This window comes from Agrobacterium vitis (assembly GCF_037039395.1).
Lineage (GTDB): Bacteria > Pseudomonadota > Alphaproteobacteria > Rhizobiales > Rhizobiaceae > Allorhizobium > Allorhizobium vitis_E.
In genome coordinates this window covers 940,010-953,021 of record NZ_CP146244.1, presented here as the reverse complement: position 1 = coordinate 953,021, position 13,012 = coordinate 940,010, and the positions used below count along the sequence as shown (strand labels likewise).

The 13,012-nt window shown below is 60.8% G+C and carries 10 protein-coding genes; 7 read left to right on the top strand and 3 right to left on the bottom strand.

The genetic code is table 11. From position 1 onward, the window contains the following. The first annotated feature begins 1 nt into the window (after position 1). The 7 genes from V6582_RS25455 to V6582_RS25425 all read left to right on the top strand — a co-directional run bounded on the left by V6582_RS25455 (position 2) and on the right by V6582_RS25425 (position 7,809). Complete coding sequence (locus V6582_RS25455) at positions 2 to 895, top strand: proline iminopeptidase-family hydrolase (protein ID WP_337739296.1); 894 nt, start codon at positions 2 to 4, stop codon at positions 893 to 895. Positions 896 to 959: 64 nt separating this feature from the next. Beyond that, positions 960 to 2,657 (top strand): ABC transporter substrate-binding protein, encoded by a 1,698-nt coding sequence (locus tag V6582_RS25450; protein WP_234889717.1) that lies wholly within the window; start codon positions 960 to 962, stop codon positions 2,655 to 2,657. 152 nt (positions 2,658 to 2,809) lie between these two features. Then, a complete protein-coding gene (locus tag V6582_RS25445; RefSeq protein ID WP_197434272.1) occupies positions 2,810 to 3,841 on the top strand; it encodes an ABC transporter permease in 1,032 nt (343 codons plus the stop codon). An 11-nt stretch (positions 3,842 to 3,852) separates the two neighbouring features. After that, positions 3,853 to 4,824 (top strand): ABC transporter permease, encoded by a 972-nt coding sequence (locus V6582_RS25440; protein WP_156629992.1) that lies wholly within the window; start codon positions 3,853 to 3,855, stop codon positions 4,822 to 4,824. Between the two features lie 2 nt (positions 4,825 to 4,826). Then, a complete protein-coding gene (locus V6582_RS25435) occupies positions 4,827 to 5,864 on the top strand; it encodes an ABC transporter ATP-binding protein (RefSeq protein ID WP_156629993.1) in 1,038 nt (345 codons plus the stop codon). Continuing rightward, positions 5,861 to 6,847 (top strand): ABC transporter ATP-binding protein, encoded by a 987-nt coding sequence (locus tag V6582_RS25430; RefSeq protein ID WP_156629994.1) that lies wholly within the window; start codon positions 5,861 to 5,863, stop codon positions 6,845 to 6,847. Before V6582_RS25435 ends, V6582_RS25430 begins: the two co-directional genes overlap by 4 nt. A gap of 17 nt (positions 6,848 to 6,864) precedes the next feature. Then, positions 6,865 to 7,809: an acetamidase/formamidase family protein gene (locus V6582_RS25425; protein ID WP_156629996.1), complete on the top strand. Its 945-nt coding sequence runs from the start codon at positions 6,865 to 6,867 to the stop codon at positions 7,807 to 7,809. 47 nt (positions 7,810 to 7,856) lie between these two features. Here V6582_RS25425 and V6582_RS25420 read toward each other — a convergent pair whose 3' ends face one another. The 3 genes from V6582_RS25420 to V6582_RS25410 all read right to left on the bottom strand — a co-directional run bounded on the left by V6582_RS25420 (position 7,857) and on the right by V6582_RS25410 (position 13,011). After that, positions 7,857 to 9,668 carry an acyl-CoA dehydrogenase family protein gene (locus V6582_RS25420; protein ID WP_156629998.1) on the bottom strand — a complete coding sequence of 604 codons (1,812 nt, stop codon included), beginning with the start codon at positions 9,666 to 9,668 and terminating at the stop codon, positions 7,857 to 7,859. A 77-nt stretch (positions 9,669 to 9,745) separates the two neighbouring features. Next, positions 9,746 to 11,434, bottom strand: coding sequence for an acyl-CoA dehydrogenase family protein (locus V6582_RS25415; RefSeq protein WP_156630001.1), 1,689 nt, complete (start codon positions 11,432 to 11,434; stop codon positions 9,746 to 9,748). Further along, the gene (locus tag V6582_RS25410; protein WP_156630003.1) at positions 11,431 to 13,011 is read right to left on the bottom strand and encodes a PfaD family polyunsaturated fatty acid/polyketide biosynthesis protein; all 1,581 of its coding nucleotides are present in this window, start codon (positions 13,009 to 13,011) and stop codon (positions 11,431 to 11,433) included. The genes V6582_RS25415 and V6582_RS25410 overlap by 4 nt, the downstream gene beginning before the upstream one ends. Position 13,012 lies beyond the last annotated feature (1 nt).

The following is a 13,012-nucleotide window of genomic DNA, read 5'->3' as shown; positions in this document are numbered from 1 at the left end:
CGTGTCGACTATTGAAGGTTTCGCCCCCTACGGCAGGTATCAGACCTGGTATCGGATCACCGGTGATCTCACCTCCGGCAAGCCGCCGTTGATCGTGGCCCATGGCGGTCCCGGCTGCACCCACGATTATGTCGACAGTTTCAAGGACATTGCCGCAACGGGCCGCGCCGTCATTCATTACGACCAGGTCGGCAATGGCAAATCCACCCATCTGCCCGATAAGGGCGGCGACTTCTGGACGGTGGCGTTCTTCAAGGCGGAACTGCACAACCTGATCGACCATCTCGGCATTCGCGGCGCCTATTGCCTGCTCGGCCAATCCTGGGGTGGCATGCTCGGCGCTGAATTTGCCGTGGACCAGCCCGAAGGGCTGAAAGCCCTGGTGATCGCCAATTCGCCCGCCTCGCTGCGCACCTGGGTCTCAGAAGCAAACCGGCTGCGTGAAGCGCTGCCCGCTGATGTGCAGGCGACCTTGCTGGCCCACGAACAAGCGGAAACCACCGACAGCGAAGAGTATATGAAGGCGACCGATGTCTTCAACCAGCGCCATGTCTGCCGCGTCGTGCCGATGCCGCCTGAAGTGCAGCGCACTTTCGACGCGATTGCCGCCGATCCGACCGTTTATCACACGATGAACGGCCCCAATGAATTCCACGTTATCGGCACTATGAAGGACTGGACAATCGAGGGCAGGCTCTCGACCATCAACGTCCCGACCCTGCTGGTTTCCGGCCGGTTCGATGAGGCGACCGAAGCCTGCGTGCAGCCCTTCGCCGATGAGATCCCAGATGTTCGCTGGCGGATTTTCGAACAGTCCAGCCACATGCCGCATGTGGAAGAGCGCGATGCCTGCATGGCGGAAGTCAGCACCTTCCTTGACCAGAAAGCTCCCTGATAACGGCCCCGACAAGAGCCGCCACAATCAACCGACCCAATAAGAACCAGAGGGAATGAACTTCATGACCAGATCGATCAAAGCCTTGTCCTGTAAGGCAGGCACATTTCTCGCAACCTGCCTTCTCGCCCAGACAGCACTTTCCGGTATCTCCTATGCAGAGGACCGGGCCGCGCTGATGGCCCAGCATCGCGGCGGCACCATGACGCTCGCCGCCGTTTCCGCAGCCGGTACCATCGACCCTGCCATCAACTATACCGGTCAATATTGGCAGGTCTTGCAGATGACCAATGACGGTTTGGTCAAGTTCAAGCAGGCCGCCGGTACCGAGGGCTTCAAGATCGTTCCTGATGTGGCAGAGGCCATTCCCGAGCCGCAGGACGATGGCAAGACCTATGTGTTCAAGATCCGCAAGGGCATCATGTTCTCGACCGGACAGGAATTGAAGCCGTCGGATGTGGCCGCCTCTTTCCAGCGTATCTTCAAGGTCAATGGTCCAACCACCGGCAGCTTTTACAACGGCATCGTCGGGGCCGACAAATGCATTGCCGATGCAGCAAACTGCACGCTTGAAGGCGGCGTGATTGCCGATGACGCGGCGGGCACCGTGACCATTCACCTGACCCAGGCGGATTCGGAATTCTTCGACAAGATGGCCGTGCCGCATGCCAGCATCCTGCCCGCAGACACGCCCGCCAAGGACGCTGGCACCACGCCGCTTCCCGCCACCGGCCCCTATATGATTGCCAGCTACAACCCCAATGAAAAAATGGTGTTGAAGCGCAATCCGCATTTCAAGGAATGGAGCGTCGATGCGCAGCCGGATGGCTACGCGGATGAAATCGTCTACCAGTTCGGCATGACCGAAGAGGCGACAATTAACGCCATCCAGAACGGCCAGGTCGACTGGATGTTCGACACGCCGCCCGCCGACCGCCTGCCGGAACTGGGCTCGAAATATGCCAAGCAGATGCATATCGATCCGCTGGCTGCCTTCTGGTACCTGCCGATGAATACCAATCTGGCGCCGTTCAACGATATCAAGGTGCGCCAGGCGGTAAACTATGCACTGGACCGCGACGCGCTGGTTGGCCTATTCGGCGGCGAGGCGCTGGCCTCCCCGACCTGCCAGATCCTGCCGCCTGACTTCCCCGGCTATGCTCCCAACTGCCTTTACACCAAGAACCCCGGCGAAAGCTGGAGCGAGCCTGATATGGACAAGGCCAAGGCGCTGATCAAGGAAAGCGGCACCGCCGGTCAGAAGGTAACGATCATTGCCGAGGATAATGCCGTTGGTCGCGGCATCGGCACCTATGTGCAGAGCCTGTTGAACGAGCTGGGTTATGACGCCTCGCTGAAGGCGATCTCGCCGAATATCGAGTTCACCTATATCCAGAACACCAATAACAATGTCCAGATCAGCGTCACCTCCTGGTACATGGATTATCCGGCAGCCTCGGACTTCATCAACGTGCTATTGTCTTGCGACAGCATCCATCCGGGCAGCGATTCCTCCATCAATATCGCCGGTTACTGCAACAAGGAACTGGACAAGCAGATGCAGGATACGATGGCACTGTCCATCAAGGACCCCAAAGCGGCCGACGCCAATTGGGCAAAAATCGACAAAGCCTTCATGGAACAGGCTCCGCTTGCTCCATTGTTCACGCCAAAAAGCGTCAACTTCACTTCGGCACGGCTCGGCAATTATCTGTTCAACAAGCAGAACCGCTGGGTGATCTCGCAATCCTGGGTGAAGTGAGCCGGTACATCAGGGGCGAGGCGTGAAAAGCCCCTCCCCACCCTCCCCACAAGGGGGAGGGTTGGGGAGGGGTTTCTTCCCAACGCCCCTCTCCATCCCCCCTCCATGACCGAGCTTGAAGAGAAGCGCAGATGAACGATGTGTCGGAAGGCATGGCCAACCATGCCCAATCCAATCGAGAGCCTGACCCGCAGGCCCCCAGAAAAGCGGGTGGCGCCAGCCCGTGGCACCGTGCCTGGCGTTTGCTTCGCAGGGATAAATCGGCCATTGCGGCGGCTTTCGTGCTGCTGCTCATCATCGCCTCCAGCCTCGCCGCCCCGCTCTATGCCTCGATGGTATCGGGCACCGACCCCTTCCGCTCCAATCTCAGCGGCCGGGTGACGATCGACGGTCAGCGGGTGAAGGTCATGCAGGCGTCGACCGAAGGCCTTGGCCTTGGCGTTACCCCGATAGGACCGACCCTCAAAGGCCCATACTTCCTTGGCGCCGACAGCCAGGGCCGCGATGTTGCTGCCCGCCTGCTCTATGGCGGACGCAATTCGCTGCTGATATCCGCATCATCAACCTTGATCTGTCTGGTGCTGGCCGCAATCGTCGGGATTTCGGCTGGCTTCTTTGGCGGTGTCACCGATATGGTGCTCTCGCGCATTCTCGACATTCTCTGGGCATTCCCGGTCTATCTTCTGGCCATTTCGCTGTCCATCGTGCTGATTTCGCAGGGCATTACCATCGGTCCCATCGAGATCAATTCCAGCAGCCTGCTGCTGCCGATCGGCATTATCGGCATTATCTACGTGCCTTACGTGGCGCGTCCGGTGCGCGGTCGGGTGCTTTCGCTCAAAAACAGCGAATTCGTGCTGGCCGCCATCGGCCTTGGCATTCCCAAATGGCGTATCCTGATCAAGGACATCTTGCCGAATGTCTCGACCACGCTGATCGTGTTCATTCCGCTGATGATGGCGCTGAACATCATCACCGAATCCTCGCTGTCCTTCCTCTCCATCGGCGTACAGGCCCCGGATGCCAGTTGGGGCACGATCATCCAGGATGGCCAGGGCCTGCTTTACACCCGCCCGCTGGTGGCCCTGGCGCCGGGCATTGCCATCGTGCTCTGCGTGCTGGCGCTCAACGTGCTGGGTGACAGCGTGCGCGATGCGCTCGACCCGCGCACCAAAGTGATTTGAGGAGCCGCCCGATGATTTATGCCCTCATTCAACGTTTCGTCCAGATGATCTTCGTGCTGTTCGGCATTTCGGCGCTGGTGTTCCTGATCTTTTTCGCCACGCCCGGCGCCGATCCTGCCGCCCGGATTGCCGGACGCAATGCCTCGCCGGAAACCGTGCAGGCGATCCGCAAGGAATTCGGCTTCGACCGGCCGCTGCCGGTGCAATATGGCATCATGATGAAACGGCTGTTCATCACCCAGGATCTCGCCTCCTTCGTCAATCGCGGCATGAAAGTCGTGCCGGAAGTCACCGCCGCTGCCCCCGTTACCCTGTCGCTGGTGTTCGGAGCTGCCGTACTCTGGGTGATCGGCGGTATCGCAGTCGGGGTCATTGCCGCCATGGCGCGTGATACCGCGCTGGACCGCGGGCTGATGGTGCTGGCGCTGATCGGCGTCTCCATGCCGGTCTACTGGCTGGGCGAGGTGATGAACCTCATTTCCCAGAACCGTTTCCACGACACGATCTTCTTTTCCTGGGTTCCGTCGCTTGGCTACAAGCCGTTTTTCACCGACCCCGCCGGCTGGTTCAAGACGCTGATTATCCCATGGTGTACATTGGCAGCACTTTATATCGGCATCTATGGAAGGGTGCTGCGGGCAACGCTGGTCGAATCCTATCAGGAGGATTTCATCCGCACCGCCCGCGCCAAGGGTCTCAGCCCATCGCGCGTCATGCTGCACCATGCGCTGCGCACCTCGCTCATTCCATTCGTCACCATGTTCGGGCTGGATTTCGGCGCGCTGGTCGGCGGCTCGGCGCTGCTGACGGAAGTGGTGTTCGGGTTGAACGGCGTCGGACGCCTGACCTATCAGGCCCTGCTCAATCTCGACCTGCCGATGATCCTCGGCACTGTCATCTACGCCTCCTTCTTCGTCGTCATCGCCAATGCCCTGGTTGACGTCGTCTATGTGCTGATCGATCCGCGCGTGCGGGGAAGCTGAAAATGAACCAGAACGACACCATTAAAGACCGGCCCCTGCTGCTGGATGTCAACGGCCTCAGCGTCTCCTTCGCCACCGATCGCGGCTATGTGCGGGCGGTGCGCGATGTGTCCTTCGGCGTGCGCGAAGGCGAAATCCTGTCTGTCGTCGGCGAATCCGGCTCCGGCAAATCCGTGACGCTGTTGTCGCTGCTCGGCCTGCATGACCGCAAAACCACGCGGGTGGACGGCATCGTCACCTTTCGCGGCCAGCGCATACTGGAGATGTCGGCAAGCCAGATGCGGCGCATTCGCGGCAAGCAGATCGGCCTGATTTCCCAGGACCCGATGACGGCGCTGAACCCGGTGAAATCAGTGGGCTGGCAGATCGCCGAACAGATCCGCGCCCATGAGCCGATCTCGGCACGGGCGGCTCGGCTGCGGGCCATCGAGCTTTTGGGCGAAGTGGGTCTGTCCAATCCGGGCGAGGCCGTGGACCGCTATCCGCATCAACTGTCCGGCGGTATGCGCCAGCGCGTCGTCATCGCCATGGCGCTGTCCTGTAGCCCGGCGCTGCTGGTGGCCGACGAGCCAACGACAGCGCTGGATGTGACTGTCCAGGCGCAGGTGCTCGACTTGTTGATCCGATTGCGCAAGGATTTCGGCTCGGCGATCATTCTCATTACCCATGACATGGGCGTGGTCGCTGAAGTCGCCGACCGGGTGGCGGTGATGTATGCGGGCCGCATCGTTGAACGCGGCACGACCGACCAAATCTTCTCGACACCTATGCATCCCTATAGCTGGGGCCTGATGGCCTCGATCCCGCCTTTGACCGGGCCACGCCTGAAGCGGCTGAAATCCATTCCCGGCATGCCGCCCACTCCAGACAGCCTGACGGAGGGCTGTGGATTTGCACCGCGATGTATGTTTGCACGGGAGGGCTGCGCAGCACATCCGCCGTTGCGGCGCATGGGAGAGCAATCGGCGCTCTGCGTGCTGGACGGGCCGGAACGTGAGGCCCTTCGCCAAGACATCCTGCCGCTGGAGACCCTGGCATGAGCGAGACATCCCACCCCACGCCCCTGCTCTCGACACAGGATCTCACCAAGAGTTTCACTGTCGGCAAGACCATGCGGCCCGGCTCCGGCAAACTGCTGCGCGCCGTCGAAGGCATCAGCCTCGACGTTTATCCGACCGAAACGCTGGGGCTTGTAGGCGAATCCGGCTCCGGAAAATCGACGCTCGGACGCTGTCTGACACGCCTCTATGATGTCAGCGGCGGATCGCTGACCTTCGACGGGCAGGACATTACCAGGGTGGACGGCAAGGCACTGAAATTGGTGCGGCGCAAGATGCAGATGATCTTCCAGGACCCCTCCGCCTCGCTCAATCCGCGCCGCAAGGTGCGCGATGTGCTGGGCGAAGTGCTGAAGGTTCACAAGATCCGCGCGGGTGGCGCTATCGAGGACCGGCTGGCCGAGCTGATGGATCTCGTCGGGCTCCGGCGCGAATATCTGGATCGTTATCCGCATGAGTTTTCCGGCGGCCAGCGCCAGCGGATCGGCATCGCCCGGGCCTTGGCGGTCGAGCCGAAGATGATTGTCGCCGACGAGCCGGTCTCGGCGCTTGATGTGTCGGTGCAGGCGCAGATCGTCAACCTGTTCAGCGAGTTGCGCGAAAAACTCGACCTCACCTATGTGTTCATTGCCCATGATCTGGCCGTGGTGCGGCAGGTCTCAACACGGGTGGCGGTGATGTATCTCGGCTCCATTGTCGAGATCGGTGAAACGGATGCGCTCTATGCCAACCCCAGCCACCCCTACACACAGGCGCTGCTGTCGGCCATTCCGCAGCCGCATAAGCGCGACAAGCGCGAACGCATCCTGCTGTCGGGCGAAATTCCCAGCCCTCTCAATCCGCCGAGCGGCTGCAAGTTTTCCACCCGCTGTCCTTATGCAAAGGATATCTGCCGCGACCTGCGGCCACCGCTGACGCCTGTCTCGGCAGAGCGCAAGGTCGCCTGTCATTTTCCGCTGGATTGAAGAAAAGGGAGCCCGCCATGTGCATCGCCTGCACCCACACCATCCACCGCGCCCAGCATCACTTCGGCTGGGACAAGGATTTCAAACCGGCACTGGTTGCAAAACCCGGCGAAACAATCCTGTTTGAATGCATGGATGCCTCCGGCGGCCAGCTCGGCGCCAATGCAACGCCTGCGAGCCTTGCGACCTTGGATTTTGCCGGGATCAACCCGGTTTCCGGCCCGGTTTATATCGAGGGCGCCATGCCTGGCGATGTGGTCAAGGTCTCCATCCGCAAGTTTCATCCCTCCGGTCTCGGCTGGACCGCCAATATTCCGGGCTTCGGCCTGCTCGCCGATCAGTTCAAGGACCCGGCCCTGCATGTCTGGCACTACGATGCCAATTCCATGACCCCTGCCCTTTACGGCCCTGGCGGCAAGGTGCCGCTGAAACCCTTCGCCGGAACCATCGGGCTTGCGCCAGCCGACCCCGGTCCGCACTCAGTCGTGCCACCGCGCAGGGTTGGCGGCAACCTCGATATCCGCGATCTCTCAGCGGGCGTGACGCTTTATCTGCCGGTCGAGGTCGAGGGCGGATTGTTTTCGGTCGGTGACACCCATGCTGCGCAAGGCGATGGGGAAGTGTGCGGCACCGCCATCGAAAGCCGGATGGATGTGGAACTGACACTGGAACTGGTGAAGGGCATGGCGCTGCAAAGCCCGCGCTTCACCGTGACAGAACCCGTCACCCGGCATCTGGACGGCGCGGGCTATGAGGTGACAACCGGCATCGGCCCTGACCTGATGACCGGCGCCCGCGAGGCGGTGATGCGGATGGTCGATCTTCTGTCCGCCGAACACGGCATGGCCCCGGTCGATGCCTATATGCTTTGCTCGGTCTGCGGCGATCTCAGGATCAGCGAAGTGGTCGATATGCCGAACTGGGTGGTGAGCTTTTATTTCCCCCGGATCGTTTTTGCCTGATGGCATGATGAAGGCCGCAACGTAGCCTTCATCAATGTCTTCGCGTATCAACTATTGGTCAGCAGCTTGCCGCCCTGTTCCATGCTTTCACGGCTTCCCGCATATTCGAAGGGGAAGACTGAGAAGGCCCGGTTGGACTGATAGAGATCACCGATCACCTCGATCAGGCCCGACACGTCTTCCGGCTCCGGCAGGAATTCGGTCGGGTACATCCAGTGCATGATCCGCTTCAGGCAATAGCCAAGCCAGCCCGATCCGTCCGGTAGGGAAGCAGGCATGCCACCGGCATTGGCCACGGCAAATTGGATGCAGCAGGCGGCAGCATTCAGGCTGCAATAACGGTCCGTCAATGCATAGAAATTGGCGCTGTTGGAAAACCCGCGACCAAGTCTCGCCTGGGCGTCGCGCCGGGCCTGATCCAGTTTGACGACCTCATCCAACACGCTCAATGCCAGCGCATATTCGCTCTCCGACACCAGCGGCTTCAACTCGCGCAATGCATCGGGAAGGCCTGCCAGACTGATATCATCGCCATTGCCGGACAGGCCAAGCTTGCTCCAGCGCGGCGGCCCAATCGGACGGCGGATATCGTAGATATCGTCCAGCAGCGCCCGGCGCGCTGCATCGAACGGCTGTTCACGAGCGGCCAGCGCCTTGCCAAGCGCCAGCTCCATCTGGCTGCCGACGACGCGCATGTTCACATAGCTATTGCCATCGACAAAACCGGTCATGCCGATATCACGCAGCAATTTCTGAAAGACCCCGTGGCCGAAACCATCACGCATGTAGAAGCGGGCGCCGATCACGGTTGCCAGGCTTTGCAGCGATTGCTCCAGCCGCTTCGGCACCAGATATTTGGAAATCGAGGAATAGAGGAAAAGCTGGCGGGGCAGGCAATGCACCAGCCGGGTGGCGGAAGCGACCATGATTTCCGAAATCATCAGATCGGCATAGGCATCGGCGATCTGGCGACGGCTGACCGGCAATTCGATCACTTTCTGGTTGCCATAGAGGCTTCGATTGGCAGCAAAGCCATAGGCCAGCCGCAAGCCGGTATCGACAGCGCCGAGGCACATGGCGGCCACGCCAAGTCGCAGGGATTGCTGGCTTTTCAGCGACACTTCCAGCCCTGCGCCTTCGCGGCCCAGCACCTGTCCAACCGGTACCTTGGCATCTTCGTAGCGCACCCCACCCAGCGGCAGGCCGCGCACGCCGTAAAGACGCTCATTGGGCAGAACCCGGTAGTTCTTGCGTTCAAGATGGCTGCGGTCAACGATCAGCATGGTGTGGGAAACCGGCGAAATTGCCTCGTCGGTGCGGGCGTGAACGATCATCGCACCGGCCCGGTCGGCAAAACCAATCGGCCATTTCTCGCCATTGACGCGGTAGAACTCACCATCCTTGATTGCCGTGGTCTCGTTGGTCAGAAGGTCGCTGCCATGGCGGCCTTCGCTCAACCCCCAGGAAATCGAGCCACCGGAGGCCACGAAGCGTCCATATTCCCGGATCTGCTCTTCCGTACCGCAGGTGACAATCGCCAGATAGCCGATGAAGGGCAGGATGGCGATGGTTGCCAGCGTCATATCGCGGCGGGCAATGGCCCGGTACATTTGCAGGGATTCCGGATAGGAAAACATCATGCCGCCAGCACCTTCCGGCACCAGCCATTGGCTGATGCTTTCGCCCACCAGCGCATCATAGGGCCGGGCGGGAAACCGCTCCGCTTCGTCATCGGCCATGATCTGCGCGAAAGAGGCCGGTGCTGCCGTATCCCACGGATCGCCCATGGCCAGATCCAGCTGCCGTAATGTCGCCAGGACCTCGGCAGACCCTTTTTTCTTTACCTCGGGAAATAGCATCTGAAACTCCTGATCAAAATGTCTTGCATGGCCCTGTGGAAGCCACCTGAAAAAACTAGAAAAATCATCGACCGCTGCTAAACCGCAGCGTGCCGTCTTTCATCGTCGTAAACCTCTTCACCGGCCCCCATAGCGTCAGCGAGACTATGCCAGGCCGCCTGGTAGAACTGATCTTCTCCGCTGAAGGCATAGCGATCACCGGCCAACAGGCGTTGCAACATGAAGGGTAGAAGCGCATCCCCGCCCTCAGCCAGTGCCGACAGCGCGCAACAGGACACGGCATAGAGCCGTGCAAATTGCGCCCCGGCATTGACGGCTTCCGGCCTTTCGCCCTGGCGCAGGGCCAGCAGTTCAGCCATGCCCTCTTCCAGGCTGGCAAAGCGTGCTTCTGCCTCATGGAGCGCGTCCACCACCGCACGATCTTGCTCGGATGCCGCCTTGGCAAAGCGATCAGCAAGGCCGGGCAACAGATCCGTCAACGGCTCGCCAGCCCTGTTCAGCATCGGCACCTTGGCAAGCACCATGGCTGGGCAAGGCGAAGACGGTGACAATTCCGCCTGCAATTGCGAAAACAGCGCATCGGCAAGACCAGGTTCCAGTTTGGCGCGGCGCTTGGCCAGACTGGGCAATTGATTGGCCAGCATGCCGAGGTTAACCTGCGGATTGATATCCATATATTGCGCCACTTCACCGTCGCGCCGCAATTTCTGAAGGATCGCCGAGACTGGCTCCTCCGCCAGGACGGACCGGGCACCCAATGCTGCCATCAGGCTGGTGAAAATCCGGCTGCTGAATTCCTGGGCGATCTGCTTGGCAACCGCCGCCGCCACGGGAAAATGCTGAGGGCGGAAAGACGCGAAGCGGGCCGCAGCCTTGGCAACGCTGTCCATGATCCGGTAATCGGCATAGGCACCGGCCAGCAGGAAATGCTGGTGCGGATGGCCGCCATTGGCCTGTTTGGCTATCTCCCCATAGGTGAGCCTCAAGGCGCTCTCGCAGGGGCCGAGCATGGCACCGATCGACAGAAGCTTGATGACGGATTCGGCGCGAAACACCAGTTCGATGCCTTCGCCTTCGCCACCCACCCGGTTAGCTGCATTGACGCAGGCCACGTCGATATCGACATCGGCGACATCGATGCCTCGCATGCCGGACAGTTCTGCGCGCGGATGTGGCAGAGTGGATTCCCATTGCGGTTGCCGGTCGATCAGAAACAGCGAGAAGGCCGCCGGTCCGCCTGCACCCGTCTTGGCCATGACCATCAAGGCTCGCGCCTTTTCGGCCTGACCAACCAGCCATTTGCGGCCATTGATCACATACCAGTCACCCTGACGTTCCGCCTTCGTCTGGTTGTTGATCAGATCGCTGCGAATTCCGGGTTCGTTGACGGCAAGGGCAACGCTGTGGCCCGCAAGCAGCCAGTCCGACAGGGTCTTGCGCTGCGCCTCGGTGCCAGCCAGATCGAGCACCGTGATTGCTCCGATGGAATACATCAGCCGGGGCATGAGCGATGGATTACGACCCGCCAGAAGGCGCGCCATTTCAAGCACCGCTTCCAGATCCACCAATTCCCCGCCCGTATTCCAATGGGCGGGAATAATCTGCCGGATAAAACCGGATTCGATCAGAGCCTTGGCCTGGAGGTCGAGACTATCGCCGTCAAGATCGGCTTTCACGGCAGTGGCGAAGGAAAAGGGGTGTTCGTCTTCAAGCGGATCGCCCAACAGCACCCGCAACCGGTTAAGATAGGAGGCAGATGTTGTCATAGCGGCGCAATCTCATAGGACATCGGATGGGGGAAACGGACACCCGCCATGGCCAGCCAATGCAGCCGCGTCTCAAAGGCCGCGCCCTGCAACAGATGGGTGGCGACATCCACCACGCGGCGTCCCTCCGGCTGTTCCAGATAGGTGCCCGCCGTCCATTCATTGAAGTCACCAATCGCCGGGCCGCTCCAGATCTGATAGTCGATCTGACGTCCCTCTTCCCCGGCATTGGCCCAATGAGATGCCTTGCCGAGATAGGCGCGAAACACCAGTGCCATCTTGCGTTTCGGATCGGCTTCCGCCTCCGTGACCTGTTTGGGGTCGCGGCCGACAAAATAATCCGCCGTCATCCGCCAGACATCGGCAAGGCTTTGCTTGAACAGCTTCTGCTCCAGCTCCTGCACCACCGGTTCCGGCAGGGCATCCAGACTGTCATAGCGGCGATAGAGATCGTAGAGCATCTTGGCGCGGCTGGCGAACAGCGTGCCACGCTTCAAGACCTGCAACTCCACGCCCAGCTCGAACATGTCGGCGGCGGGCGCCATGGTGGTATCGGCAAAGCCGCATTTGGCCAGAAGGGCGCGCACCGAAGGCGATGAGCCGGATTCCTGACATGCCTGATTGACCGAACCGGTCACCACATAGGCGGCACCCGTCGCAAAGGCGGCGGCAATTGCCTTGGGCGAGCCAAGCCCGCCGCCGACACCGATGCGGATCGGCTTGGCATACCCGTTTTTCTCGGCCACTTTCTGCGCCTGCCGCAGCAGGATCGGCAGCAGCACGACCAGCGGTCTGCGGTCGGTATGCCCACCGGAATCGGCTTCAGCCGTAATGTCGTCGGCAATCGGCACCTGGGCAGCCAATGCGGCCTGTTCCTCGCTGAGCGCACCTTGGGCCAGCAGCTTTTTCAAGATGTTTTCCGGCGCTGGCTCCATGAAGACCGAGGCCACTTCCGAGCGAGAAACCTTGGCGATCAGCCGATGGCGGATATCGATGCCGCCATCCTCCCGGCGGCGCAGGCCAAGCGCCCGGTAACGCACCAGTGCAGGCGTCAACCCCATGAAAGCGGAGGCTTCGACAATGGTGACACCATAGCGCAGCAGAATATCGATCAGGCCGTTTTCCATGGCCGGTTCGCTGGGGCTATGGATGAGATTGACTGAAAACGGCGCACCCTGGAGCGCCGAGGTAATCTTGGCCAGTGCCTGATCGACCTGCTCCAGCCGAACACCGCCTGCGCCATAGCTTGCCAGAAAGCCCTGGTGTGCCAGCGCAATAACCAGATCCGGCGAGGCGATGCCATTGGCCATCGCGCCTGCCATATAGGGGAAGCGCAGATTGTAGCGCGCCAGGAAATCCGGGTCCCCCAGCGCACCCGGCGTCAGGGCGGGATAGCGGCAGACCACTTTGAAACCGGCTTCCAACGGCTCCAGTTCCGAGGTCACCCCAAGCCGGGTGCCATCGCTGACCACCGAGCCGGGCTGGTCCAGGTTCTGCAATTGCCGACGGATTGACGGGGTATCCCAGACAATATCGGGCGTTGCGGAGGCGTCTTCAAATCGTGCATTGATTGTCATG

Bases quoted from the DNA above. Each gene is read 5' to 3' on its own strand.
- V6582_RS25450 (WP_234889717.1), top strand. From the start codon at position 960: ATGACCAGATCGATCAAAGCCTTGTCCTGTAAGGCAGGCACATTTCTC.
- V6582_RS25445 (WP_197434272.1), top strand. From the start codon at position 2,810: ATGGCCAACCATGCCCAATCCAATCGAGAGCCTGACCCGCAGGCCCCC.
- V6582_RS25440 (WP_156629992.1), top strand. From the start codon at position 3,853: ATGATTTATGCCCTCATTCAACGTTTCGTCCAGATGATCTTCGTGCTG.
- V6582_RS25435 (WP_156629993.1), top strand. From the start codon at position 4,827: ATGAACCAGAACGACACCATTAAAGACCGGCCCCTGCTGCTGGATGTC.
- V6582_RS25430 (WP_156629994.1), top strand. From the start codon at position 5,861: ATGAGCGAGACATCCCACCCCACGCCCCTGCTCTCGACACAGGATCTC.
- V6582_RS25425 (WP_156629996.1), top strand. From the start codon at position 6,865: ATGTGCATCGCCTGCACCCACACCATCCACCGCGCCCAGCATCACTTC.
- V6582_RS25420 (WP_156629998.1), bottom strand. From the start codon at position 9,668: ATGCTATTTCCCGAGGTAAAGAAAAAAGGGTCTGCCGAGGTCCTGGCG.
- V6582_RS25415 (WP_156630001.1), bottom strand. From the start codon at position 11,434: ATGACAACATCTGCCTCCTATCTTAACCGGTTGCGGGTGCTGTTGGGC.
- V6582_RS25410 (WP_156630003.1), bottom strand. From the start codon at position 13,011: ATGACAATCAATGCACGATTTGAAGACGCCTCCGCAACGCCCGATATT.